Origin of the sequence: Collimonas sp. OK412 (assembly GCF_900112135.1) — a bacterium.
Lineage (GTDB): Bacteria > Pseudomonadota > Gammaproteobacteria > Burkholderiales > Burkholderiaceae_D > Collimonas > Collimonas rhizosphaerae.
Map to the genome: position 1 here is coordinate 116,363 of NZ_FOLC01000010.1, position 24,405 is coordinate 140,767.

22 protein-coding genes are annotated in these 24,405 nt (G+C 60.8%); 18 read left to right on the forward strand and 4 right to left on the reverse strand.

Features of this window, described 5'->3' with window-relative positions:
- Position 1: 1 nt before the first annotated feature.
- On the reverse strand, positions 2–1,027 hold the full coding sequence (locus tag BM062_RS12785) for a CDP-6-deoxy-delta-3,4-glucoseen reductase (protein WP_092397368.1): 1,026 nt from the start codon (positions 1,025–1,027) through the stop codon (positions 2–4).
- Positions 1,028–1,038: 11 nt separating this feature from the next.
- On the opposite strand from BM062_RS12785, the gene BM062_RS12790 reads away from it, so the two are divergent.
- The 8 genes from BM062_RS12790 (at position 1,039) to BM062_RS12825 (ending at position 9,052) form a co-directional block, all read left to right on the forward strand.
- Positions 1,039–1,956, forward strand: a complete 918-nt coding sequence (locus BM062_RS12790; protein WP_092397370.1) for an SDR family oxidoreductase — start codon at positions 1,039–1,041, stop codon at positions 1,954–1,956.
- Between the two features lie 173 nt (positions 1,957–2,129).
- A complete protein-coding gene (locus BM062_RS12795) occupies positions 2,130–2,903 on the forward strand; it encodes an ABC transporter ATP-binding protein (protein WP_092397372.1) in 774 nt (257 codons plus the stop codon).
- An 8-nt stretch (positions 2,904–2,911) separates the two neighbouring features.
- Positions 2,912–3,907 carry an ABC transporter substrate-binding protein gene (locus BM062_RS12800; RefSeq protein ID WP_217647586.1) on the forward strand — a complete coding sequence of 332 codons (996 nt, stop codon included), beginning with the start codon at positions 2,912–2,914 and terminating at the stop codon, positions 3,905–3,907.
- 61 nt (positions 3,908–3,968) lie between these two features.
- Entirely contained in the window at positions 3,969–4,742 is a 774-nt protein-coding gene (locus tag BM062_RS12805) for an ABC transporter permease (RefSeq protein WP_092397376.1), read from the forward strand.
- A gap of 9 nt (positions 4,743–4,751) precedes the next feature.
- Entirely contained in the window at positions 4,752–5,567 is an 816-nt protein-coding gene (locus tag BM062_RS12810) for a type 2 periplasmic-binding domain-containing protein (RefSeq protein ID WP_092397378.1), read from the forward strand.
- A gap of 271 nt (positions 5,568–5,838) precedes the next feature.
- Positions 5,839–6,945, forward strand: a complete 1,107-nt coding sequence (locus BM062_RS12815) for a branched-chain amino acid ABC transporter substrate-binding protein (RefSeq protein ID WP_254785057.1) — start codon at positions 5,839–5,841, stop codon at positions 6,943–6,945.
- Between the two features lie 139 nt (positions 6,946–7,084).
- A complete protein-coding gene (lhpH, locus tag BM062_RS12820; protein WP_092397382.1) occupies positions 7,085–8,095 on the forward strand; it encodes a trans-3-hydroxy-L-proline dehydratase in 1,011 nt (336 codons plus the stop codon).
- A gap of 21 nt (positions 8,096–8,116) precedes the next feature.
- Positions 8,117–9,052 carry a delta(1)-pyrroline-2-carboxylate reductase family protein gene (locus BM062_RS12825; protein WP_092397384.1) on the forward strand — a complete coding sequence of 312 codons (936 nt, stop codon included), beginning with the start codon at positions 8,117–8,119 and terminating at the stop codon, positions 9,050–9,052.
- Here BM062_RS12825 and BM062_RS12830 read toward each other — a convergent pair.
- Complete coding sequence (locus BM062_RS12830; protein ID WP_092397500.1) at positions 9,035–9,691, reverse strand: DoxX family protein; 657 nt, start codon at positions 9,689–9,691, stop codon at positions 9,035–9,037. The genes BM062_RS12825 and BM062_RS12830 overlap by 18 nt on opposite strands.
- Between BM062_RS12830 and BM062_RS25565 the strand changes: the two genes are divergently transcribed.
- Complete coding sequence (locus BM062_RS25565) at positions 9,690–10,154, forward strand: GNAT family N-acetyltransferase (protein ID WP_175500989.1); 465 nt, start codon at positions 9,690–9,692, stop codon at positions 10,152–10,154. The genes BM062_RS12830 and BM062_RS25565 overlap by 2 nt on opposite strands.
- Before the next feature lie 39 nt (positions 10,155–10,193).
- On the opposite strand, the gene BM062_RS12840 is transcribed toward BM062_RS25565, so the two are convergent.
- Complete coding sequence (locus BM062_RS12840; protein WP_092397388.1) at positions 10,194–10,658, reverse strand: rhodanese-like domain-containing protein; 465 nt, start codon at positions 10,656–10,658, stop codon at positions 10,194–10,196.
- A 426-nt stretch (positions 10,659–11,084) separates the two neighbouring features.
- On the opposite strand from BM062_RS12840, the gene glnA reads away from it, so the two are divergent.
- The 4 genes from glnA (at position 11,085) to ntrC (ending at position 16,184) form a co-directional block, all read left to right on the forward strand.
- Entirely contained in the window at positions 11,085–12,500 is a 1,416-nt protein-coding gene (glnA, locus tag BM062_RS12845) for a type I glutamate--ammonia ligase (protein WP_092397390.1), read from the forward strand.
- Between the two features lie 210 nt (positions 12,501–12,710).
- Positions 12,711–13,208: a DUF4124 domain-containing protein gene (locus BM062_RS12850; RefSeq protein WP_092397392.1), complete on the forward strand. Its 498-nt coding sequence runs from the start codon at positions 12,711–12,713 to the stop codon at positions 13,206–13,208.
- A gap of 253 nt (positions 13,209–13,461) precedes the next feature.
- Positions 13,462–14,544, forward strand: a complete 1,083-nt coding sequence (gene glnL / locus BM062_RS12855; protein WP_092397394.1) for a nitrogen regulation protein NR(II) — start codon at positions 13,462–13,464, stop codon at positions 14,542–14,544.
- A 110-nt stretch (positions 14,545–14,654) separates the two neighbouring features.
- Entirely contained in the window at positions 14,655–16,184 is a 1,530-nt protein-coding gene (ntrC, locus tag BM062_RS12860) for a nitrogen regulation protein NR(I) (protein WP_092397396.1), read from the forward strand.
- Between the two features lie 23 nt (positions 16,185–16,207).
- On the opposite strand, the gene prpR is transcribed toward ntrC, so the two are convergent.
- Positions 16,208–17,854: a propionate catabolism operon regulatory protein PrpR gene (prpR, locus tag BM062_RS12865; RefSeq protein ID WP_092397398.1), complete on the reverse strand. Its 1,647-nt coding sequence runs from the start codon at positions 17,852–17,854 to the stop codon at positions 16,208–16,210.
- A 277-nt stretch (positions 17,855–18,131) separates the two neighbouring features.
- Here prpR and prpB point away from each other — a divergent pair, with 277 nt between their 5' ends.
- From prpB to BM062_RS12890, 5 genes are all read left to right on the forward strand, one after another.
- Positions 18,132–19,022 carry a methylisocitrate lyase gene (prpB, locus tag BM062_RS12870; protein ID WP_092397400.1) on the forward strand — a complete coding sequence of 297 codons (891 nt, stop codon included), beginning with the start codon at positions 18,132–18,134 and terminating at the stop codon, positions 19,020–19,022.
- A 53-nt stretch (positions 19,023–19,075) separates the two neighbouring features.
- Positions 19,076–20,239: a bifunctional 2-methylcitrate synthase/citrate synthase gene (gene prpC, locus BM062_RS12875; protein ID WP_092397402.1), complete on the forward strand. Its 1,164-nt coding sequence runs from the start codon at positions 19,076–19,078 to the stop codon at positions 20,237–20,239.
- Between the two features lie 116 nt (positions 20,240–20,355).
- Complete coding sequence (locus BM062_RS12880) at positions 20,356–20,757, forward strand: hypothetical protein (protein ID WP_092397404.1); 402 nt, start codon at positions 20,356–20,358, stop codon at positions 20,755–20,757.
- Positions 20,758–20,862: 105 nt separating this feature from the next.
- Positions 20,863–22,314, forward strand: a complete 1,452-nt coding sequence (locus tag BM062_RS12885) for a bifunctional 2-methylcitrate dehydratase/aconitate hydratase (RefSeq protein ID WP_092397406.1) — start codon at positions 20,863–20,865, stop codon at positions 22,312–22,314.
- Positions 22,315–22,452: 138 nt separating this feature from the next.
- Positions 22,453–24,345 carry a propionate--CoA ligase gene (locus BM062_RS12890; protein ID WP_254785058.1) on the forward strand — a complete coding sequence of 631 codons (1,893 nt, stop codon included), beginning with the start codon at positions 22,453–22,455 and terminating at the stop codon, positions 24,343–24,345.
- Positions 24,346–24,405: the final 60 nt, after the last annotated feature.

Here is a 24,405-nt window from a genome sequence, read left to right on the forward strand (position 1 = left end):
TTCAGGAAGCCAGGTCGGCTTCCGAGGTAAACGAATCTGCATAAAACTCGTCGGCCGGCAGTTTGCACAGGGCGACAAAATCGCGCTGGGCCGATTCCACCACGATCGGCGCGCCGCAGGCATACACCTGGTAGGCAGACAGGTCAGGCAAATCGTCGATCACCGCCTGGTGCACGAAGCCGTTGCGGCCTTGCCATTGGTCTTCCGGCTGCGCATTTGAAATGACGGGCACGAACTTGAAGTTCGGCAGCGTATTCGCCCATTCTTCGCACAGCGCCATCATGTACAAATCTTGCGGCCGCCGGCCGCCCCAGTACAAAGTGATCGGCCGCTGCGATCCGGTATGGGCGCATTGTTCGACCAGCGCCTTGATCGGCGCAAAGCCGGTGCCTGAAGCCAGCAGCACCATCGGCTTGTCCGAATCCTCGCGCAGGAAAAACGTGCCGAGCGGCCCTTCCAGGCGCAGGATGTCGCGCTCTTTCATGGTGCTGAACACCTGGTCGGTAAACAGGCCGCCAGGCATATGGCGGATATGCAGCGTCAGGTATTCGTCCTTGTGCGGCGCGTTGGCCATGCTATAGCTGCGCCGTTTGCCGTCGCGCAGCATGAATTCGATATACTGGCCTGCCAGGAACTGCAGCCGTTCGTTAGCCGGCAATTGCAATGACAGCACAACCACGTCGTCGGCCACCTTGTCGATCTTGGCGATACGGGTCGGCATCTTGCGCACCGGGAAATCGCCGATGCCCGCTACTTCGCGGACCTCGATGGTGACGTCGGAATGCGGCGTGGCGCAGCAGAACAGGGCGAAGCCCTGTTGTTCTTCCTTGACCGGCAGCGCTTTTTCCTGATGCGCGCCATGGCTGATTTCGCCGTCCAGCAGCTTGCCTTTGCATGAACTGCAAGCGCCGTTTTTACAGCCGTAAGGCAGGCCGACGCCGGCGCGTACGGCGGCATTGAGAATGGTCTCGCCTTCGTCGCAGCTGAATTGACGACCGCTAGGCTGAACAGTTATCTGAAAACTCATACAATCCTGTAATGAAAAATATAAAACAAAACCCTGGCGGCAAGCTGGGCAAGCCGCGCCTGCTGATCCTCGGCTGCGGCGACGTGGGATTACGCGTGCTGGCGCTGCTGAAACAGCGCTTTCGCGTGTTTGCGGTCACCAGCCGGCCGGACCGCTGTGCCGAATTGCGCGCCGCCGGTGCAATCCCGCTGGTGGCGGATCTTGACCAGCCGGCAACATTGGCGCGGCTGGCGCGCCTGGCGCAGGTTGCCATCCACCTGGCGCCGCCGCAGTCGGCGGGAGAAAAAGACCGGCGCAGCCGAAACCTGGCCGCCATTCTACCCGAGCGGGCCACACTTGTTTACATTAGCACCACCGGCGTCTATGGCGACTGCGGCGGCGCCCTGATAGACGAAACCCGAATCCTGGCGCCGCACAATGGCCGCGCCAAGCGCCGTGTCGATGCCGAACAGGTGCTGCGCGCCTGGGCCAGGCGCCGCAACGGGCGCCTGGCGATTTTGCGGGTGCCGGGGATTTACGCCGCCGACCGCCTGCCGCTGGCGCGCCTGAAGCAGGCGACGCCGGCCCTGGTTGCCGCCGACGACGTCTACACCAACCATATCCATGCCGATGACCTGGCGCGCATCATTGTGGCCGCGGTCGACAAGGCAGCGCCGTTGCGCATCTACCATGCCAGCGACGATTCGCAGCTGAAGATGGCGGAGTATTTCGACCTGGTCGCCCAAGCGTTCGGCCTGCCACTGCCGCCCCGGCTGCCGCGCGCCGAACTGGAGCGGGTGGTGTCGCCCATGTTGCTGTCCTTCATGTCGGAGTCGCGCCGTTTGCAAAACCGGCGCATCAAGCTGGAGCTGGGGGTGCGGTTGCGCTACCCGGATGTGCCGGGCGCCTTATCGGCGATGGGCAGGGCTGGATTGAAGCAGGTGCAGTGATCGTTGCATGGCAAGCTTCTATATTTGTTATTTGCATAAGCATAGAAGTTATAAGTTGTTGTAAGGCGGAAAGTTGACCGATAAAGTGAAAAGCAAATAAAAAATCCACTTTATATACGCTTGCCGACTTAGGCCCGGCGTTGTAATGCAACGCATAGGCCGCCATCTCCCCCATGAAGTTATCTTTCCAGCACATCAGCAAGCAGTTCTCCGGCTTGCCTGTAATCGCCGATTTCAGCCGCGAAATCGAAGAAGGCGAACTGGTCGCCCTGGTCGGTCCTTCCGGCTGCGGCAAGTCGACCCTGCTGCACCTGGCCGCGGGCCTCGGCGCACCGACCAGCGGCGTACTGCTGGCCGACGGCCAGGCGATCAAGGGTCCGCATCCCGAACGCATGCTGATGTTCCAGGAAAACGCGCTGTATCCATGGCTGACGCTGGAAGCGAATGTGGCGCTGGCGCTGGAGCTGCAGAAAGCCGGCAAGGCCGACGCCCGCCGGCAGGCGCGCGACTGGCTGTCCAAAGTCAGCCTGCAAGGTTTCGAAGCTTATTATCCGCACCAGGTCTCGGGCGGCATGCGGCAGCGCGCAGCGCTGGCGCGCGCCTTCATCACCAAACCCAAGGTGCTGCTGCTGGACGAGCCGTTTGGCGCGCTCGACGCGCTGACCCGCATGACGTTGCAGGATTCCCTGCGCCAGCTGATCCGGGAAGAACGTCCGACCGTGCTGCTGGTGACGCACGATGTCGACGAAGCCCTGTTCTTGGCCGACCGCATCCTGGTGTTCAGCCCGCGCCCGGCCAAGGTGCTGCGCGAATTCAACCTGAACCACCACGAGAAAACCCACGACCTGTCCGAATTTGCCGCCATCCGGCGGGAGATTCTCTGCCTGCTCGGGATCCACGCAGAGCAGGACGCATTCGCAAAAAAACTTGAGGGAATCGCCGCATGATATTTAACATCAAACTAAAACGGCTGTTCATCCTGCCGGTGCTTCTGCTGACGTTGGCGGGACACGCCGGCGCCGCCGAGAAATTCAAGATCGGTTACCTGCGGGTCATGGACGATGCGCAGGCGATCGCTGCTTTTGAAGGCGGTTTCTACAAGAAACACGGGCTGGAGGTCGAACTGGTCGAGTTCAAGTCGGGCACCGACCTGATCAAGGCCATCGTCGGCGGCCAGCTCGACAGCGGCGTGCTGGGTTTCACCAATGCCGCGGCCTGGGCTTCCAAAGGCGCCGACCTCAAGGTGGTGGCCGGCGCCCAGCATGGCTATCACGCGATAGTCGTGCGCGAGGACAGCGGCATCAAGGACGTGGCCGGATTGAAGGGGCGCACCCTGGCGTCGCAGGCCGAGGGCAGCACCGCCGACACCGTGCTCAAAGGCGTGACGCTCAAGAACGCCGGCCTCAAGGCCGACGACGTCAACATCCTCGGCGTCAGCCCGCAGGTGGCGGTGCAATCGCTGGTAGGCAAGCGGGTCGACGCCGCTTTCCTGTTCGAACCGCAAGCCAGCATCGCCAAGCTGGTGGCGCCGGTGAAGCAGATTTACGAAGTCGGCGAAGTCTGGCCCTTCCCCTGCATGGTGGTGATCACTTCCGGCGAAACGCTGGCGAAGCGCCGCGACGCGGTCTGGAAATCGCTGGATGCGCAGCGTGAAGCCATCGAACTCTTGCAAAAGGATCCGGCCGCGGCGTCGAAGCTGGTCGCCGGCTATTTCATCGCCGAGCCCACCCTGAAGACGCTGAAGCAGGGCGACCTGCCGCGCGAAACAGTGATCCGCGACGCCATCAAGAGCCAGACCTTCAGCGCCGTTCTGACCAGCAAGGAACTGGCGCGCATGCAGGAACTGGCCAATATCCTGCAAGACCAGGGTTCGCTCAAGACGCGCGACGGCAAGCCGTTCAACGTCAACGCCATCATCGATCTCGACTGGCAAAAGGAGCGCAAGCTCTGATCGTCCGGCAGCTGTTTTTTTCAATGCACAAGAATTTTTTTGACTTATTTTTCCCTTATCCATGAGCACTCAAAGCCGGCTGGTCGGTTACCGCAAAAAACTTGCCATGCTGCTGGCCATCCTGTTGATTTTCCTGTTGTGGCAGGTTGCCGCCTGGTCCTTGCCCGATTTCCTGATGCCGGGCGTGCTGCCGGTGCTGGGGCGTTTGTGGCATGAAGCGCTGACGCCGGAATTCCGTACCGCCCTGTGGGGCAGCCTGACCCGGCTCGGCGGCGGTTATGCGGCGGCGATGCTGTTCGGCATCGGTTTCGGCCTGGTCGGCGCGGTCCTGTTTTTCTTCCGCGAAGTGCTGAAGTCGGCCATCATCATCCTGCAGTCGATCCCGTCGATCGCCTGGGTGCCCTTGTTCCTGATCCTGATGGGTTTCGGCAACATGCCGATCATGGTAGTGGTGGCGATGGCGGCTTTTTTCCCGGCCGCGCTGAGCGTCATGAATGCGACGGAAAGCGTACAGCAGGTGCATGTTTCGGCGGCGCGGGTGATGGGCGCCACGCGCTGGGACATGCTGAAACGCGTGTACCTGCCCGCCGTCATGCCTGAGCTGATAACCGGCGCCCAGCTGGCGTTCGGCAATGCCTGGCGCGCGCTGATTTCGGCGGAAATGCTGATCGGCTTCGGCAAGGGACTGGGACGGACCCTGGCTTACGCCGGCGAAACCGCCGACATGGTCGGCGTGATGACCAACATCCTCGCCATTGCCATCCTGGCGGCCCTGATCGACCAGTTCATCCTGGAAAACCTGAAGCACCGGGTGCTGCGCTACCAGTACGTCTGATCCGAAACCATGAAGCCGCCGCATTTCCTCCTTCGGTTTTTGCTGTTGCTGCCGGCCTGCGCGCTGCCGCTCAGCGTTGCGGCGGCCAGTCTGCAGCAGATTCAGCAGCGCGGCCAATTGGTGGTCGGCGTCAGCTATGTCGCGCCGGCGCATGTCGCCGGCGCAAAATACCGGACTGCGGAAAGTTTCGACACGACTGTCGCCGCCGACCTGGCGCAACGCCTCGGGGTCAGGCTGGTCACGATAAAAGTGACGGGGCAGGACCGGCTGCAGTTGCTGGCGCGAGGCAAAGCAGATCTGCTGCTGCTGAACCTGACGCCGGCCGATGCCGACGCGCTGCACGTGAGCGCAAGACTGCTGCCGACAACTTACCAGGCGCGCCCCAAGCTGATCATGCGCAGCGATACCGACATCAGGCGTCCGGCGCAGCTGCGCGGACGCAGCGTCTGCCTGGCGCAAGGCGGCGCTTATATCGGCAGCATGGCGGCCCGCTATGGCGCCGTGGAAAAAATATACAAAGCCCCGGCCGACGCATTGCTGGCGCTCAGGACCGGCGCCTGCGACGCCGCCGTGCATGACGATGCGGTCTTGAAAGGCATGCTGGATTTGCCCGAATGGAAGAAGTTTTCAGCCAGCCTGCCGCTGGACGCCAGCCCGGCCACGCTGACTTTTGCGGTGAGGCCGGCGGACACCGGCCTGGGCGATTACCTGCAGCAGACAGCCGGCGCATGGGACAGCGGCTACTGGGCCGGCAACCGGAAAAGATGGGTCAGCAATGTCGCATTCGAAGTCTACCTGGACCAGAATGTCCCGGATTGCCACTAGCCGCGCCTCTGCTGCTCTCTGCCAGGCACAGCCAATTGTTTCCCTGGCCGCTGGATAGCAACTAAAATCCCTGCTGGATCACGTCATTTTGCCATCGAATCTACGGAGAAGCTGCCGCATAAAAGAATTTAATGTGGCGGCGTCCCTGCTAGGATTCGATCTGCAAGAGACGTCCCCGGTTTCCCACGCCTGGCGATGGGCGCCGATATTAAAAAAACACTATTATTAAAGACAGACGAAAGGATTCGCCATGTACGCACGGACCAAACTGATGATGGTTATGTTGGCTGCATTCCCAGCGCTCGCTATGGCGCAGGAGACACAAATAGTAAAGATCGGTTTCAGCGGTCCGCTGACCGGCCCCCAGGCATCTGCCGGCCGCGACAACCAGGGCGGCCTGGCCATGGCGATCGACAAGCTCAATGCCCAGGGCATGGTCATCGGCGGCAAGAAAATCAAGTTCGAAGCACAGATGGAAGACGACCAGGCCGATCCGCGCGCCGGTGTGGGCGTAGCGCAAAAGCTGGTCGACATGGGCGTCAAGGCGGTAGTCGGCCCTTACAACTCGGGCGTGACCATTCCTGCTTCGCGCGTCTATAACGACGCCGGCATCGTGATGGGCACCGTGGCATCCAATCCGAAGGTGACTTTGCAGGGCTTCCACTCGGTATTCCGGGTAGCGGCCAGCGACAGCCAGCTGGGCGGCAAGATGGCGCTGTATGCAGCCAAGGAACTGAAGGTCAAGACAGTCGCGATCATCGACGACCGCACCGCCTACGGCCAAGGCCTGGCGGAAGAGTTTTCAAAAGTCGCCAAGGCCAACGGCATCAAGGTGCTCGGCAATGACTTCACCAACGACAAGGCAACCGATTTCACCGCCATCCTGACCTCCATCAAATCGAAGAAGCCGGACGCGATTTTCTACGGCGGCTACTCGCCGCAGGGCGGCCCGATGATGCGCCAGATGAAGCAGCTGGGCGTGAGCGCCAAGTTCCTTGGCGGCGACGGCATCTGCGCGCCTGAAATGGGCCGCCTCGGCGGCGACGCGATTACCGACCAGGTGTATTGCACCCAGGGCGGCGCCATGCTGGACAAGCTGGCTTCGGGCAAAACCTTTGCAGCCGACTACCAGAAGCGTTACAACCGTCCTGCGGAAACCTACGCTGCTTCGTTCTACGACGGCATGATGGTGATCGCGCAGGCGATGAAGGACGCCAACTCGGTCGAGCCTAAGCAATACGTCTCGGCGCTGGAAAAGATCCACTACAAGGGTGTCGCCGGTGCTTATGAATTCGACGCCAACCACGACCTGAAGCAATCGCCGGTAACCGTGTTCCGCTTCAAGGGCGGCGTGCCGGAAGCGCTCACCAGCTACTAAGCAGCTAGCGGGCAGCAGCCCTGGCAGCCCCGCTGCCAGGCGTGTCGCAAAAAGTAAGGCAAGGCGGGAGGCGCTGCGCGCTTTCCGCCTGCATCAAGATGCAGCGCGAACCTTCTCGGCTCTCTCATACAATATTCCCATGCTAAGTTACACACGAACCATCCACACGGTCGATGCGCACACCGGCGGCGAGCCGCTGCGCATCGTCATTTCCGGCCTGCCGCCGGTGCCGGGCAAGACCATCCTCGAGCGCCGCAGCTGGCTCAAGGCGCAGCGCGACGATGTGCGCCAGTTCCTGATGAACGAGCCGCGCGGCCATGCCGACATGTACGGCGCCTACCTGTTGCCGCCGGTCACGCCGGCCGCCGATTTCGGCGTGATCTTCATCCATAACGAAGGTTACAGCGACATGTGCGGCCACGGCATCATCGCGCTCGGCAAGGTGCTGGTGGAGCTCAACCATGTAGAACGCACCGTGCCGCTGACGCGCATCGGCTTTGACACGCCGGCCGGTTTTATCGAAGCCCAGGTCGAGTGGGACGGCCAGCGCGCCGGCGCCGTCACCTTCCGCAATGTGCCGGCGTTCATCTACCGGCGCGATGTCGAAGTCGAGACGCCGAGTTTCGGCAAGGTGACTGGCGACATCGTGTTCGGCGGCGCCTTTTATTACTACATGAATGCCGACCAGGCTGGCGTCAAGATCAAGCCGGAGCAGGTGCGCAGCCTGATACAGCTGGGCGCGGAAACCAAGCAGGCGGTCAAGGACCTGGTGGCGATCCGGCATCCGCTGGAGCCCGGCCTGGATACCCTGTACGGCACCATCATCGACGGTGCGCCGAACGGCGCCGGCGCCGACCAGGCCAATGTCTGCATCTTCGCCGACCGCGAAGTGGACCGTTCGCCGACCGGCACCGGCACTTCCGGCCGCGCCGCGCAGCTGTTCCTGCGCCAGAAACTGGCGCTGAACCAGGTGCTGGTGAATGAAAGCATCGTCGGCAGCTGTTTCCGGGTACGCGTGACCGGGACCACCAAGGTCGGCGAGTTCGATGCGGCGCTTACCGAAGTCACCGGCGATGCGCACATCATGGGTTTCAACCAGTGGGTGCTGGAAGACAGCGATCCGTTTCCACAAGGTTTCTTCTTGCGCTGATTGATTTGGACGGCCTGACTTATGAAAATCCTCGACGCTGACAGCACCGCCGCCGCCTTGCCCTATACCGAACTGGTGCCGGCGCTGGTAAAGGTCGCGCGCCAATTGCGCGAAGGCGAGATCAATGCGCCCGAACGCATGGTGGTGGAGATCGACAAGGCCAGCGTGCTGCTCTGCATGCCGGCTATCGCCGCCGATATCGGCATGACCAAGCTGATCACCGTGCACGCCAACAACGCGCAATTCCAGTTGCCGGCGATCCAGGGCGAAGTGGTGGTGTTCGATGCCGCCAGCGGCCGCCGGCTGGCGCTGCTGCACGGGCCAACGGTTACCGCGCGCCGGACTGCGGCGGTGACCCTGCTCGGCATCGAGGCGCTGCTGCCGTCCAGGCCGAAATCTGCACTGCTGATCGGCACCGGAGTGCAGGCCATCGCCCACGCCGACGGCCTGATGGAGTATTTCGGCGTCAATCAATTCTGGGTCGCCGCGCGCGACCTGCAAAAGACCCAGGCGTTTTGCGACGCCTTGCAGCTGCGCCACCCGCAGATTGCGATCAAGGCCCTGGCCGCCGCCACGCTAGCCACCGATTTACCGCACACCGATGTCTTGATTGCCCTGACAACCTCGCGTACCGCGGTGATCCCGGCCCACGTCGCGGCAACCACGCTGGCGATCGGCGTCGGCGCCTTCAAACCGGACATGGTCGAGTTCCCGCCCGAGCTGCTGCACAGCCGCACCGTGGTGGTCGACTGCCTGGCCGGCGCCAAACACGAAGCCGGCGACCTGCTGCAGGCGCAGGTCGACTGGAGCAAGGTGCACGAACTGCCCGATGTGCTGGCGCACGGCTTTGTCCAGCAGGCAGTCTTGCCGGTATATAAGACCGTCGGCCAGGCCGCCTGGGACCTGGCGGCTGCGCGCGTGGCGATTGCGTCGCTTGATTTATATAAACCGGCGTAACTTCGGAAATCGTTTGGCGAGCACCGGGTCTGCGCCAAACCGCTCGGCGCCGGCGAATAATATCCAGAACAGCAGCAGGCCGTACAGCACTTCGGGCAGATAGAGGAACCAATCGTACCAGTCGAGCGGACCAAGGCCGACCGGGATCTTGTGGACGCCGTCCGAGAAAGTTGCGACGCCGACTATCGCCAGCAGGATCAGCGCGCTAGCCCTAGTCAGCAAGCCCAGGGCCAGCAAGCCGCCGAAAACAAATTCCAGGATGGCGACGAAAACAGCATTGAATTCCGGGAAGGGAATGCCGGCGTGCTGCATGGTTGTCAGCATGGCAGCCTGGTTGGCCGGCACGAACAGCTTGTTGTATCCAGAAATAGAAAAGAACAGCCCGACATTGATGCGGGCAAACACTTGCGGCAGCCAATGCAGGGATTGGCGGATCTGGATAAGACGATCAATTACAATCATGCGGGTTCCGGTGGCAAAACAATTGCGGCTGCGAATTTCCCGGCAGCCAGAGAGCGACAGTAGACCATCGTCACCTTGTATAAGTTTCAAGTGCGGGCTCGCGCCACTCGCAATGGAAATCGGTGCGCAACCCAAGGAGAGAAATTTGATTCGCGATGCAGTAGAAGCCGATTGCATGAGCCTGACCGCTCTATCGATCCAGGTCTGGCTGCATGCCTATGCCACCGAAGGCGTCAGCGATGACCTGGCGCGCGAGGTGCTGTCGACTTTCACGCCAGAGTATTTTCGCGAGATCATCGCTGATCCCGATTACCGGCTGTTCGTCGAAGTGGATGGCGAAAACCTGCGGGGCTATATCCTGCTCGGCCTGGATTCGCCCTGCGCGGCAAAAAACTACGGCGGGGTCGAGGTCGACACGCTATACGTGCAGGAGCATTTCCATGGCCGCGGCATCGGCCGCGCGCTGCTGGACCATGCCCGCGGCAGCGCCGGCGACCGGCTCTGGCTTACCGCCTGGGCTGGCAATGTACAGGCGCTGGGTTTTTACCGCGCCTACGGTTTCACCGATATCGGCACTGCCTGGCACGAATTCGAAGACCAGAAATACGAGAACCGGATATTGGCCTGCCAGGCCAAATGAATCCGGCGCCCAGGCGCGCCAGCCTGCCGGGCAATTCCCTCAAGCTCCCAGCCAAGGCAAACCGGCCTTGCACCAGCCGTTGATGTTCTTGCGGTGGCCATTATTGTCCTTGTCCCCTTCGAAGCCTTCCAGGATATTGAAACAGTTGCTGTAGCCGTTTTCGGTCGCCAGCTTGGCCGCGTGCTGCGAACGTACGCCGGAACGGCACAGGAACAGCAGCGGCGTTCCTTTTTCCGCAATCTGCGCGAGCTGTGCCAGGAAATCGGGATTTTGCACGCCGCCGGGGTATTGCGACCATTGCACCGCCGCATGCTGCGGATCGCGGATCGAAACCCGGCCGACCCAGTCGCGTTCGGCGTTGGTGCGGACATCCACCAGGATCGCGGCGACTTCCGACTGCAGCAAGGCAAACGCCTCGCTCGGGGTGACGGCGCCGGCATAGGGCAGGTGGTCATTCTGGCCACGTTGGCGGGCGGTGGCCAGGAGTTCGTCGGTAGTGGGCATGGTGCATCTCCAAAAAGTGTTTTTTAAACAAGTGGCTATTCAATATCCCGGTCGCACCGTTATGGTGCCAATTCCTGGCTTGTCAAGGTGCAAGCACTAAAACGGTGCCTGCATTTTCCTGTGCACCATAACGGTGATTTGCGATAACCGGATCAACTCCGAAAAAACGCAATACAGCCTTCTAAATCAGCTAATTACCGGATCGAATAAGCGTGCCGCAATGAAAGGATGGTGGCATGGATTCTGCTATCATCCTGCACTGAGTTCTGGTCGTACTGAATTGCTGTCCGGTCATAGTTTGCTCAATACCTGTACATCATGATGTTACTGCGACGCTGAAAACTGCGCGCAACAGATCCTGAGCAGGGCGCACAATTTAAAAACCGTAGTACTTTTTTACAAGTACTTTCATCTTAGGAGATTCACATGGCAATGACGGCCGCAGAAGTCTTGAAAATGGCAAAAGACAACGAAGTCAAATTCGTTGATTTTCGCTTCGCTGACACCAAAGGCAAGGAACAGCACGTAACTGTCCCTGTCTCTCATTTCGATATCGATAAATTTGAGTCGGGTCATGCATTTGACGGTTCTTCTATTGCTGGGTGGAAGGGTATCGAAGCTTCCGACATGTTGTTGATGCCGGACCCTAACACCGCGAACATCGACCCGTTCATGGAAGAAACCACATTGTTCATGCAATGTGACGTCATCGAGCCATCCGACGGCAAAGGCTACGACCGCGATCCGCGTTCGATCGCCAAGCGCGCTGAAGCCTACCTGAAATCTTCCGGCCTGGGCGATACCGCCTATTTCGGCCCGGAACCTGAATTCTTTATTTTCGACAACGTCCGCTGGGGTGCAGACATGTCCGGCTGCTTCGTCAAGATCGGTTCGGAAGAAGCATCGTGGAGCACCGGCGCCGAACTCGAAGGCGGCAACACCGGCCACCGTCCAACCGTCAAGGGCGGCTATTTCCCTGTGCCTCCGGTCGACAGCTTCCAGGACATGCGTTCGGAAATGTGCCTGATCCTGGAATCGCTGGGCATCCCGGTTGAAGTGCATCACCACGAAGTTGCAGGCGCCGGCCAGAACGAAATCGGCACCAAGTTCTCGACCCTGGTCGAGCGCGCCGACTGGACCCAGAACCTGAAATACGTGGTCTGGAACGTGGCCCACACCTACGGCAAGACGGCGACTTTCATGCCTAAGCCTATCGTTGGCGACAACGGTTCCGGCATGCACGTGCACCAATCGGTCTGGAAAGACGGCAAGAACCTGTTCGCCGGCGACGGCTATGCCGGCCTGTCCGAATTCGCGCTGTTCTACATCGGCGGCATCATCAAGCACGCCAAGGCGCTCAACGCGATCACCAACCCAGGCACCAACTCGTACAAGCGCCTGGTTCCAGGCTTTGAAGCACCGGTCAAGCTGGCCTATTCGGCGCGTAACCGTTCGGCTTCGATCCGTATCCCGCACGTAGCGAATCCAAAGGGCCGCCGCATCGAAACCCGTTTCCCGGATCCGCTGGCTAACCCGTACCTGTGCTTCGCAGCATTGCTGATGGCAGGCCTGGACGGCGTGCAGAACAAGATCCATCCGGGCGAGGCAGCATCGAAAGACCTGTACCACCTGCCGCCAGAAGAAGATGCGCTGATCCCTACCGTTTGCGCTTCGCTGGAAGAAGCACTGGAAGCGCTGGACAAGGACCGTGAGTTCCTGACCCGCGGCGGCGTATTCAGCGACACCATGATCGATGCCTACCTGGACTTGAAGAAGCAGGAAGTCCAGCGCTACCGCATGACGACTCACCCGATCGAATTCGACATGTACTATTCGGTATAAGTCGGTTCGCAAGTTTGCACCTCCGCTCTTGCCAGTTGCAAGAGCGGACTGCAAGATAAAGGACAGGGATCTCCCTGTCCTTTTGTTTTTCTCACACGCTTGTTTTCATCGCCTGCATATCGCAAACTATATTCTGCAGGATGGTTTGTCATTGCATGTTTCTTGACATAAACTAGCGGCTCGATTGAATTGCCATTGCGAAGAAAGTCTATGAAGCGTCTTTTATCGGGATTTCTGCTATTGGCGGCCGTCAGCATGGCCGCAGGCACTGCTTACGCCCAAAGCGAGGTTTACCTTTGCGTGGACCAGAACGGCGTCAAGGAATACAAGAACACAGGCGACACCAAGGGCTGCAAGCGCGTCAGCCTGCCGCCGCTGACCGTGACTTCGTCGAGCAAGCCGCCACGCGAAGGCACTGCTGCCAGCAAGCCGGCGGCCTCCACCCCGACCGACTTTCCGAAAGTCGATAACGGTACGCAAAAGGCGCGCGACAACGACCGCCGCCAGATCCTGCAGGACGAGCTGAAGAACGAACAGCAGCGCCTGGCCAATCTCAAGAAAGACTACAACGACGGCACGCCGGAGCGGCAAGGCAACGAGAAAAACTACGCCAAGTACCAGGAGCGCGTGGCGTCGATGAAAGAAGACATTTCCCGCAGCGAGAAAAATATCGATGCGCTCAACCGGGAACTGTCGAATCTCAAATAATCTACGGCATGGTATCAACCTTGCTTAATGGATAAGGCCGCCTTCGCGGCCTTTATTTTTGCCTACCCGGTTTAAGATAGAGCAGAGCCGGACGCACCATAATGTGGCGATCCTGCATATTACCCACCGACATCGCTTACAAAGCTTGTTATGCTCGGAAAATGCACTATTTCAATCACACTCGCAGTCTCAATGACGCCGGCGCGCCGCGCCTCGCTTTGCCTGGGCCGGGCTTTTTGACAAGGATGCCAGGATGCCAATAAAAACCGCCGAACGGAACGTGCTCGCCAGCCTTGACCTGCTGGCTTCCGCGGTGCTGGTGCTGGACCAGCACGGACGCCTGGTGTTTGCCAACGCCGCCGCGGAAAACCTGCTGGAAAGTTCCAGCCGCCTGCTGCAGCAGCAGACGCTGTCCGACCTGTTCCTGAACCCGGACCAGCTGCTGGCGATTTTCGAGCAAGCCTTGCAGCACCAGTTCGACGACTCGCGCCAGGACCTGATCCTGGAACGCGTGGGACGCGAACCGCTGTGGGTCGACACCATCGTCACCGCGCTCGACAACCCCGAGATGCCGGTGCTGATCGAGTTGCGCGAGAATGTGCAGCAGCTCAAGCTGGAGCGCGAGGAGCGCCTGATCGACCAGAGCCAGGTCAACAAGGAACTGATCCGCAACCTGGCCCATGAAATCAAGAATCCCCTGGGCGGCATCCGCGGCGCCGCCCAGCTGCTGGAGCTCGAACTGCCGGAGCGCCACGTCAAGGAATTGCGCGAATACACGCAAGTCATCATCAAGGAAGCCGATCGCCTGCAGACCCTGGTGGATCGCCTGCTGGCGCCGCACCGGCTGGCGCAGATCGTGGGCGACGTCAATATCCACGAGGTATGCGAGCGGGTGCGCAGCCTGATCGTGGCCGAATTCCCGAGCGGGCTGAGCATCAAGCGCGATTACGATCTGTCGATCCCGCAGTTCCGCGGCGACAAGGAACAGCTGATCCAGGCCATCCTCAACATCGCGCACAATGCCGCGCAAGCGTTGCAGGAGCGCATCAAGGCGGGCGACGCCGAGCTGGTTTTCCAGAGCCGGGTAGTGCGCCAGGTGACGCTGGCCAAGGTGCGTTACCGGCTGGCACTAGACTTGCATATCATCGACAATGGACCTGGCATCCCGGCCGAGATTCAAGAACGCATTTTCTACCCGCTGGTGTCGGGACGCGACGGCGGCAGCGGCCTGGGTTTGACGCTGGCGCAAACCTTTGTACAACAGCACATGGGCGTCATCGAATGCGAAAGCCGGCCGGGATATACAGATTTCAGAATCCTGATACCTCTGCCTTGATGGCTGCCTGCAAACGGTGCCTGCAAGTAGTTGACAGGCTGTAACAGCGAGGCCGTCATTGCGCTGATAAATAGTTTAACGGACTGCGCTCCTGGCGCAGCACAAAACACATGAAACCAATCTGGATTGTTGACGACGACGAATCGATTCGATGGGTGCTTGAAAAAGCGCTGGCCCGCGAAAACCTGAGCACCAAGAGTTTCTCCAATGCGCGCGATGCGATCGAAGCACTGCAATCGAGCACGCCGCAAGTGCTGGTCTCCGATATCCGCATGCCGGGCGCTTCCGGCCTGGAGCTGCTGCAAACCGTCAAAGCCAAGTTTCCCGGCGTGCCGGTGATCATCATCACCGCTTTTTCCGACCTGGATTCCGCCGTTGCCGCGTTCCAGGGCGGTGCTTTCGAATACCTGGCCAAGCCTTTCGATGTCGACAAGGCGGTTGAACTGATACGGCGCGCGCTGGAAGAAAGCTTGCGCGAGGCCAACGTCGAGCAAGCCTCTGCCGAGACGCCGGAAATCCTGGGGCAGGCGCCGGCCATGCAAGACGTGTTCCGTGCCATCGGCCGCCTGTCGCAATCGAATGTGACGGTGCTGATCACCGGCGAATCGGGCACCGGCAAGGAACTGGTTGCACGCGCCTTGCACAAGCACAGCCCGCGCGCGTCGCAGCCGTTCATCGCCCTCAATACCGCGGCGATTCCGAAAGATTTGCTGGAGTCGGAATTGTTCGGGCACGAGCGCGGTGCATTTACCGGCGCCCAGGCATCGCGCCGCGGCCGTTTTGAACAAGCTGAAGGCGGCACCCTGTTCCTCGATGAAATCGGCGACATGCCGTTCGACCTGCAGACGCGCCTGCTGCGCGTGCTGTCCGACGGCCATTTCTATCGGGTCGGCGGCCACCAGTCCCTGAAAGCCAACGTCCGCGTCATCGCCGCCACTCACCAGAACCTGGAAACCCGGGTACGCGAGGGACTGTTCCGCGAAGACTTGTATCACCGCCTGAATGTGATCAGGCTGCGCCTGCCGAGCTTGCGCGAGCGGCGCGAAGACATCCCGATCCTGACGCGCTACTTCCTGAGCCAGAGCGCCAAGCAGCTGGGCGTCGAAAGCAAGCGGGTTTCCGATAACGCCATGCGCTTCATGAGCAGCCTGGACCTGCCAGGCAACGTGCGCCAGCTGGAAAACCTGTGCAACTGGATTACCGTGATGGCGCCCGGCCAGACGGTCGAGATCAAGGACCTGCCGCAAGACCTGGTCGGCGGCCGCGACCAGAGCATGCAGCTGGAAAGCCCGGCCAGCCGGCCGGTAGCGTTCGATCCGCATCTTGCTGCGCCGGCCGCTGCCGCGCACTATCCTGAAATCCTGGCGCCGGCGGCGCAAGCTGCGGGCGCCGGCGAACGGCCGCTTGAAAAGCAAAGCTGGATTGCCCTGCTGGAGACGGAAGCGGCGCAGATGCTCAGCAATGGCGACGCCGACGTGATGGATGTGCTGGGACGGCAGTTTGAATCGGCCCTGATCAAGATCGCCTTGCGCCATACCCACGGACGCAAGAACGATGCGGCGGTACGCCTTGGCATCGGACGCAATACCATCACGCGCAAGATCCAGGAATTAGGCATAGCCGGCGCAAAAGACGATTGACGGCAAGCCGGGCAGGATGGCGCTTAGCTGTCCTGCGATTCCCTCAGTTTGCGCCATAGGGTGGTGCGGCTGATGCCCAGGTACCGGGCCGCGGCTGCACGGTTGCCCTCGAACCTTGCCAGCACCTGCGCCGCGGATTCCGCCACCGCCGGCATGGCAACCGCCGGCGGCGCATTGCTGTTCGCGGCCGCCAGTTCCGGCGCCGCCGACAGCAGGAAGGCCGGCGTCAGCGAACGCAGCGGCTCGGCCGCCAGGAACAGCGCCACGCGTTCCATCAGGTTGCGCAGTTCGCGCACATTGCCGGGCCAGGCATAACTTTCCAGCAGCGGCGCGCAAGCCACGACTTCGGCGTGGAGATTGGCGTGCGGCCGCACATCCAGCGACGCCAGCGCCTGTTTCAGGCACCATTCCGCCAGCGCCACCAAATCCTCCGGGCGCGCGCGCAAGGGCGGCAAATCTAGGCGCAGGACGCCGATGCGATAGAACAGGTCGGCGCGGAAACGGCCGTCGCGCACCCGTTCCTCTAGATTGCAATGGGTGGCGCTGATGATGCGGACGTCGACCGCGATCGGGCGGGTAGAACCTACGCGCACCACTTCGCGCTCTTCCAGCACGCGCAGCAGCCGGGTTTGCAGCGCCAGCGGCATTTCGCCGATTTCATCGAGGAACAGGGTGCCGCGGTGGGCCGCTTCAAACAGGCCGGCGCGGCCGCCGCGGCGCGAGCCGGTGAAGGCGCCTTCTTCGTAGCCGAACAGCTCGGATTCCAGCAGCGATTCTGCAATCGCGCCGCAGTTCACCGCGACAAAAGGCCGGCCGCTGCGGCCGCCGGCCGTGCCCTGCGCCAGCGGATGTTCACGGTGGATCGCCTGCGCCGCCAGCTCCTTGCCGCTGCCGGTTTCGCCATGGATCAGGACGTTGGCCGGCGAACGCGCAAACAGCGTCACCGACCTGCGTATCGCTTCCATGGCGTCCGACGCGCCGCGCAAATCGCTGATGCCGTGCTTGGCCCTGAGCGTGTCGCTGACCGGATAGCTGCGGCCGCCGGTCGATTCCAGCTGGAGTTGCGTCAGGCGCGCCAGTTCCAGCGCATCGTTGAACGCTTGCCGGATCGATGCGGCGGAGTAGACAAAGATGCCGCTCAGCCCGGCTTCTTCGGCGAGGTCGGTGATCAGGCCGGCGCCCACTATCGCCTTGATGCCGCTCGCTTTCAAATCGCTGACCTGGGCCCGGGCGTCTTCTTCGGTGGCGTAGCTGCGCTGCTCGATGCTGAGGTCGAATGCGGCCTGGAATTCCGCCAGCGCCGGCATCGACGCCTGGTAAGTGATGACGCCGACCCGCGGCGTGATCTTGCGGGCGCGGGCCAGCGCCTGCATCACATCGAAGCCGCTGGCCTTGGCGATGATGACCGGCACCGACAAGCGGCTCTTCAGGTAGGCGCCGTTGGAGCCGGCGGCAATCACGGCGTCGCAGCGTTCGGTCGCCAGCCGTTCGCGGATGTGCTGGACCGCGTCTTCAAAACCCAGCTGGATAGGCGCGATATTGGCCTGGTGGTCGAATTCCAGCGTGATGTCGCGGAACAGGTCGAACAGGCGCGATACCGAGACGGTCCAGATGACCGGCAGGTCGTTGTTGTCGCGGTTGCTGGCGGGAGAGGGCAGGGGATGGGCCATGTTATCGAGGTTTCATTGTTGCTGTAGCGGTGTTTCAATGATGTTTCATTAATGTTTCATGGATCAATTTGAAACATAGTATGGAACATCGAGGACAGCAATGCAATCGCTCGATGACTCCGAGGCGATCCACGCAAGTGCCTGATTCCAAATAAATAGTCGTCGCAGCTTGGGAAACGGACGGGGAATTGCCGCGGTTCATGCCGGCCATGGCATGGCGATTGCAATATTGCTGTATCGGTTTCCCCATGAAACCCGTTCGAGACAAGGTGACGATATGACGCAATATTCCGCAGGCGCTGCATTCAGGCAGGCCGTTCGTGACGAATCGCCGTTGCAGGTGGTCGGCGCGATCAACGCTAACCACGCTTTGCTGGCCAAGCGCGCCGGTTTCAAGGCGATCTACCTGTCTGGCGGCGGCGTTGCAGCCGGTTCGCTGGGCTTGCCGGACCTCGGCATCTCCAACCTGGACGACGTCCTGACCGATGTGCGGCGCATCACCGATGTCTGCGACCTGCCGCTGCTGGTGGATGTCGATACCGGTTTCGGTTCTTCCGCCTTCAATGTGGCGCGCACGGTCAAGGCCATGATCAAGTTCGGCGCCGCCGCCATGCATATCGAAGACCAGGTCGGCGCCAAGCGCTGCGGCCACCGGCCCAACAAGGAAATCGTCAGCAAGCAGGAAATGGTGGACCGCATCAAGGCTGCCGTCGACGCCCGCACCGACGACAACTTCGTCATCATGGCGCGCACCGATGCGCTGGCGGTGGAGGGCCTGGAAGCCGCGATGGAACGTGCGGTGGCCTGCGTCGAAGCCGGCGCCGACATGATCTTCCCGGAAGCGATCACCCAGCTCGACATGTACAAGACATTCGCGGCCGCGGTCAAGGTGCCGGTGCTGGCCAACATCACGGAATTCGGCGCGACTCCGCTGTTCACGGTCGATGAACTGAAATCCGCCGATGTCGGCCTGGTGCTGTATCCCTTGTCAGCTTTCCGCGCAATGAACAAGGCTGCCGAAAACGTCTACACCGCGCTGCGCCGCGACGGCACCCAGAAAAACGTGATCGACACCATGCAGACCCGCGCCGAACTGTACGAACGCATCAACTATCACGAATTCGAGCAAAAGCTGGATGCCTTGTTTGCGCAGCAGAAGGCGAAATAACCGGCATCCTGTATTTGAATCCTGGTCAAATAAATCGCATAGGAGCACGACACATGAGTGAGCAACAGCCTGCAGCAGCGGCAACCTTCAAACCCAAGAAATCGGTAGCCCTGTCCGGCGTCACCGCCGGCAATACCGCACTGTGTACCGTCGGCAAGACCGGCAACGACCTGCACTATCGCGGCTACGATATCCTGGATATCGCCGACAGCTGCGAATTTGAAGAAATCGCGCATTTGCTGGTGCATGGAAAACTGCCTACCGGCGCTGAACTGAAAGCCTATAAAACCAAGCTCAAAGCCCTGCGCGGGCTGCCGGCCAATGTCAAGGCGGCGCTTGAGTGGCTGCCGGCATCCTCGCATCCGATGGACGTGATGCGCACCGGCGTCTCCGCCATGGGTTGCGTCCTGCCGGAAAAAGACGATCACAATACGCCTGGCGCGCGCGATATCGCCGACCGCCTGATGGCCTCGCTCGGCTCGGTCTTGCTGTACTGGTACCACTACAGCCACAACGGCAAGCGCATCGAAACCGAAACCGACGACGAATCGATAGGCGGCCATTTCCTGCACCTGCTGCACGGCGAAAAACCGTCCGCGCTGTGGGAGCAAGCGATGCACACTTCGCTGATCCTCTACGCCGAACATGAATTCAACGCGTCGACATTTACCGGCCGCGTGATTGCCGGCACCGGCTCCGACATGTATTCGGCCATCACCGGCGCCATCGGCGCCTTGCGTGGCCCCAAGCACGGCGGCGCCAACGAAGTCGCATTCGAGATACAGAAGCGCTACGACAACCCGGACGAGGCAGAAGCCGACATCAAGAAGCGCGTCGAAAACAAGGAAGTGGTGATCGGCTTCGGCCATCCGGTGTACACCATCTCCGATCCGCGCAACAAGGTGATCAAGGAAGTGGCGCGCAACCTGTCCAAGGATGCCGGCTCCCTGAAAATGTTCGATATCGCCGAGCGGCTGGAAACGGTGATGTGGGACATCAAGAAAATGTTCCCCAACCTGGACTGGTTTTCGGCCGTTTCGTATCACATGATGGGTGTGCCGACCGCCATGTTTACGCCGTTGTTCGTGATTGCCCGCACCTCCGGCTGGGCGGCGCACATTATCGAGCAAAGGATAGACAACAAGATTATTCGTCCATCGGCGAATTATGTGGGCCCAGAAGATTTAAAATTTGTTCCGATTGGCAAACGCAAATAGCGCCCGTATGCAAAATGGCAATACTGGCGCAGGAGCGAGCCAATAGATGTTTCCATCGCGTAAGCGATGGAAACTATCCGCTGCTTACTCAATTAACGCCTTAGGGCCGGGACCATATGATCGCTTTTAACGCATTGAATACTTACCGTATCGCTTCCGCTTTGACACTTACCGCCTTGCTGGCTGCCTGCGGCTCCAGCGTGCCGCTGGCCGATACCAAGCCGGCCCCGGCTTTGCCGAACCTCCTGAAGCTGGAGCCGGCGCCGTCGGCAAGCCTGCTGACCGGTAATTTCTATTGCGAATTGGGCAACCGGGTCGACCTGGCCGGCGCCGGCAGCGATGTCAAGCTGACCTGGAAAGGCCGCAGCTATCCGATGACCACGGTCAGCACCACCACCGGCGCGGTGCGCCTGGAAGACAAGGCCAGCGGCCTGGTGTGGATCCAGATCCCGGCCAAGTCGATGCTGCTCAATTCCAAGCTGGGACAGCAACTGGCCAACGAGTGCAAGCTGCGCTGATGCCCTGAACCGGGACGGCGTTGCAGGAGCGGCGGCGGGGTATTTCTGCTGTAATTTTTTTTGGTTGTAATTGTTCGTTTTAATTTTTCATCATCAAGGAAAACAATGTCCGCTCACATCTCCAACGTCCGCCCAAAATACGACAAAGTGCTGGTCGATATCGTCGACTACGTGACCAAATACAAGATCACATCCAAAGTAGCCTACGATACCGCCCGCAACTGCCTGATCGATACCCTGGGCTGCGGCCTGGAAGCGTTGGAGTATCCGGCTTGCAAAAAGCTGATGGGACCGATCGTGCCGGGCACCGTGGTGCCTAACGGCGCCAAAGTGCCGGGCACCCAGTTCCAGCTCGATCCGATCCAGGCTGCCTTCAACATCGGCGCCATGATCCGCTGGCTGGATTTCAACGACACTTGGCTGGCAGCGGAATGGGGTCATCCATCCGACAACCTGGGCGGTATCCTGGCTACCGCCGACTGGCTCTCGCGCAACGCCATCGCTGCCGGCAAGAAGCCGCTGAAGATGAAGGATGTGCTGACCGCGATGATCAAGGCGCACGAAATCCAGGGCTGCATCGCCCTCGAGAATTCTTTCAACAAGGTCGGCCTCGACCACGTGGTGCTGGTCAAGGTTGCGTCGACCGCGGTAGTGGCCGAAATGATGGGCCTGACGCGTGAAGAAATCCTCAACGCGGTATCGCTGGCATGGGTCGACGGCCAGTCGCTGCGCACCTACCGCCATGCGCCGAACACCGGCTCGCGCAAATCCTGGGCAGCCGGCGACGCCACTTCGCGCGCGGTGCGCCTGGCCTTGATCGCCAAGAGCGGCGAAATGGGCTACCCGTCGGTGCTGACCGCCAAGACCTGGGGTTTTTACGACGTGCTGTTCAAAGGCCAGCCCTTCAAGTTCCAGCGCAAGTATGAATCGTACGTGATGGAAAACGTGCTGTTCAAGATTTCCTTCCCGGCCGAATTCCACTCGCAGACCGCGGTGGAAGCGGCCATGACCTTGCATGCCGAACTGGCCAAGGCCGGCAAGTCGGTGGAAGACATCAAGAAAATCACCATCCGCACCCATGAAGCCTGCATCCGCATCATCGACAAGAAGGGGCCGCTGAACAATCCGGCCGACCGCGACCACTGCATCCAGTACATGGTTGCGGTGCCGCTGATTTTCGGCCGCCTGACAGCCGGCGACTATGAAGACAAGATCGCCGCCGACAAGCGTATCGACGTCTTGCGCGACAAGATCGTCTGCGTCGAAGACAAGGCATTCACCAAGGATTACCACGATCCAAAGAAGCGTTCTATCGCTAATGCGCTGACCGTGGAATTCAAGGATGGCAAGAAACTCAAGGAAATCGTGGTCGAATATCCGATCGGCCACGCACGCCGCCGCAAGGATGGCATTCCGCTGCTGGAAGCGAAGTTCAAGGTCAACCTGGCGCGCCAGCTGTCGGCCAAGCAGCAGCAGAAGATACTGGAAGTGTCGCTGGACCAGAAAAAACTGGAAGACATGGCAGTCAACGAATATGTTGACCTGTATGTGATCTAAACCAGGCAGCGCCCCGCTTTGACGGGGCGCTGTTGCATTTGTCCGCAGTGGTTTGCCAAGACATGCCGCAGAAGCATGCAAGGCGGAAGGCGTTCGCCTTCCAGCCCTACGATTCTTTTCAAGAAGCGAGGAGACAGCATGAGTTTCGCCACCTTTTACCAGCGCTCGATCGACGATCCGTCCGCCTTCTGGGCCGAGCAAGCCAGGCGCATCGACTGGCACCACCCGTTCTCGCAAGTGCTCGACGACAGCCGGCCGCCGTTCGCCAGGTGGTTTGCCGGCGGCGCCACCAACCTGTGCCACAACGCGGTCGACCGCTGGGTGGCGACGCGCGGCGAGCAGCCGGCCCTGATCGCGATTTCCACCGAGACCGGCACTGAAAAGACCTATTCCTTCCGCGAACTGCATGCAGAGGTCAACCGCATGGCCGCTATCATGCATGGGTTGGGCGTGGCACGCGGCGACCGGGTCTTGATCTACATGCCGATGATCGCCGAGGCGGTATTCGCCATGCTGGCCTGCGCCCGCATCGGCGCCATCCATTCGGTGGTGTTCGGCGGCTTCGCTTCGAACAGCCTGGCGAGCCGCATCGACGATGCCACGCCCAAGCTGATCGTCTCGGCCGACGCCGGTTCGCGCGCCGGCAAGATATTGCCGTACAAGGGTTTGCTGGACGAAGCAATCAAGCTGGCCCGGCATCAGCCGGCGCACGTGCTGCTGGTCAACCGCAGCCTGGCGCCGATGGCGCTGGCCGCTGGGCGGGATGTCGATTATGCCGAGCTGCGGCAGCAGCATATCGACGCCAAGGTGCCGGTGACCTGGCTGGAATCTAACGAAGCTTCTTACATCCTGTACACCTCGGGAACCACCGGCAAGCCCAAGGGCGTGCAGCGCGATGTGGGAGGTTACGCGGTGGCCTTGGCGACCTCCATGGACACCATCTTTTGCAGCAAGCCGGGCGGGACATTTTTCTGCACCTCCGACATCGGCTGGGTGGTCGGCCACTCCTACATCGTTTACGGGCCGTTGATCGCGGGCATGGCGACGGTGCTGTATGAGGGGTTGCCGATCCGTCCCGACGGCGGTGTCTGGTGGAGCATCGTTGAAAAGTACAAGGTGACCCGCATGTTTTCGGCGCCGACCGCGATCCGGGTGCTGAAAAAGCAGCCTCCGGAGCTGATGCAGAAGTACGACCTGTCGTCCTTGCAGGCGCTGTACCTGGCCGGGGAGCCGCTGGACGAAACCACTTCCAGCTGGATTGCATCGGCGCTCGGGGTGCCCGTCGTCGACAACTATTGGCAGACCGAATCCGGCTGGCCGATCATGACCATCGCCAGGAATGTCGACAGCAGGCCGGGCAAGCTGGGCAGCCCTGGCGTGCCGATGTACGGCTATAAGGTGCGGCTGTTGAACGAAACCACCGGCGAGTTATGCGGCGCCAATGAAAAAGGCGTGGTGGTGATCGAATGGCCGTTGCCGCCGGGCTGCATGCAAACCATCTATGGCGACGACCAGCGCTGCATCGATACCTATTGGGCCACGCAAGTGCCGGGCTCGGGCAACCGCGCCTATTCAACCTTCGACTGGGGCATCCGCGACGACGACGGCTATTACTTCATCCTCGGACGCACCGACGATGTCATCAATGTCGCCGGCCACCGGCTGGGCACCCGCGAAATTGAGGAAAGCATTTCCAGCCATCCGAATGTATCGGAGGTGGCCGTGGTCGGCGTCGAAGACAAGCTGAAAGGGCAGGTGGCGGTGGCCTTCGTGATTCCGCGGCAGGCGGTCGATACGGCGCAGGCGCGGGCTGCGCTGGAAGCGGAGATCATGGGCGTGGTCGACAAGCAGATCGGCAGCGTCGGCCGGCCGGCGCGGGTGCATGTGGTCAGCCTGCTGCCGAAAACCCGTTCCGGCAAGCTGCTGCGCCGTTCGATCCAGGCGATCTGCGAGGGACGCGATCCGGGCGACCTGACCACGATCGAAGATCCTGCTTCCCTGCAGCAGATCAGGGAAGCCTTGCTGGCTTGATGCGGCGTATTTGGCCGATGTCCTCGGCGCGGGCGATTGCGCGGTATGATTGTGCATTCA

Excerpts from the sequence above, each read along its gene's own strand:
- BM062_RS12785 (WP_092397368.1), bottom strand. The coding sequence starts at position 1,027 with ATGAGTTTTCAGATAACTGTTCAGCCTAGCGGTCGTCAATTCAGCTGC.
- BM062_RS12790 (WP_092397370.1), top strand. The coding sequence starts at position 1,039 with ATGAAAAATATAAAACAAAACCCTGGCGGCAAGCTGGGCAAGCCGCGC.
- BM062_RS12795 (WP_092397372.1), top strand. The coding sequence starts at position 2,130 with ATGAAGTTATCTTTCCAGCACATCAGCAAGCAGTTCTCCGGCTTGCCT.
- BM062_RS12805 (WP_092397376.1), top strand. The coding sequence starts at position 3,969 with ATGAGCACTCAAAGCCGGCTGGTCGGTTACCGCAAAAAACTTGCCATG.
- BM062_RS12810 (WP_092397378.1), top strand. The coding sequence starts at position 4,752 with ATGAAGCCGCCGCATTTCCTCCTTCGGTTTTTGCTGTTGCTGCCGGCC.
- BM062_RS12815 (WP_254785057.1), top strand. The coding sequence starts at position 5,839 with ATGATGGTTATGTTGGCTGCATTCCCAGCGCTCGCTATGGCGCAGGAG.
- lhpH (WP_092397382.1), top strand. The coding sequence starts at position 7,085 with ATGCTAAGTTACACACGAACCATCCACACGGTCGATGCGCACACCGGC.
- BM062_RS12825 (WP_092397384.1), top strand. The coding sequence starts at position 8,117 with ATGAAAATCCTCGACGCTGACAGCACCGCCGCCGCCTTGCCCTATACC.
- BM062_RS25565 (WP_175500989.1), top strand. The coding sequence starts at position 9,690 with ATGAGCCTGACCGCTCTATCGATCCAGGTCTGGCTGCATGCCTATGCC.
- BM062_RS12830 (WP_092397500.1), bottom strand. The coding sequence starts at position 9,691 with ATGCAATCGGCTTCTACTGCATCGCGAATCAAATTTCTCTCCTTGGGT.
- BM062_RS12840 (WP_092397388.1), bottom strand. The coding sequence starts at position 10,658 with ATGCCCACTACCGACGAACTCCTGGCCACCGCCCGCCAACGTGGCCAG.
- glnA (WP_092397390.1), top strand. The coding sequence starts at position 11,085 with ATGGCAATGACGGCCGCAGAAGTCTTGAAAATGGCAAAAGACAACGAA.
- BM062_RS12850 (WP_092397392.1), top strand. The coding sequence starts at position 12,711 with ATGAAGCGTCTTTTATCGGGATTTCTGCTATTGGCGGCCGTCAGCATG.
- glnL (WP_092397394.1), top strand. The coding sequence starts at position 13,462 with ATGCCAATAAAAACCGCCGAACGGAACGTGCTCGCCAGCCTTGACCTG.
- ntrC (WP_092397396.1), top strand. The coding sequence starts at position 14,655 with ATGAAACCAATCTGGATTGTTGACGACGACGAATCGATTCGATGGGTG.
- prpR (WP_092397398.1), bottom strand. The coding sequence starts at position 17,854 with ATGGCCCATCCCCTGCCCTCTCCCGCCAGCAACCGCGACAACAACGAC.
- prpB (WP_092397400.1), top strand. The coding sequence starts at position 18,132 with ATGACGCAATATTCCGCAGGCGCTGCATTCAGGCAGGCCGTTCGTGAC.
- prpC (WP_092397402.1), top strand. The coding sequence starts at position 19,076 with ATGAGTGAGCAACAGCCTGCAGCAGCGGCAACCTTCAAACCCAAGAAA.
- BM062_RS12880 (WP_092397404.1), top strand. The coding sequence starts at position 20,356 with ATGATCGCTTTTAACGCATTGAATACTTACCGTATCGCTTCCGCTTTG.
- BM062_RS12885 (WP_092397406.1), top strand. The coding sequence starts at position 20,863 with ATGTCCGCTCACATCTCCAACGTCCGCCCAAAATACGACAAAGTGCTG.
- BM062_RS12890 (WP_254785058.1), top strand. The coding sequence starts at position 22,453 with ATGAGTTTCGCCACCTTTTACCAGCGCTCGATCGACGATCCGTCCGCC.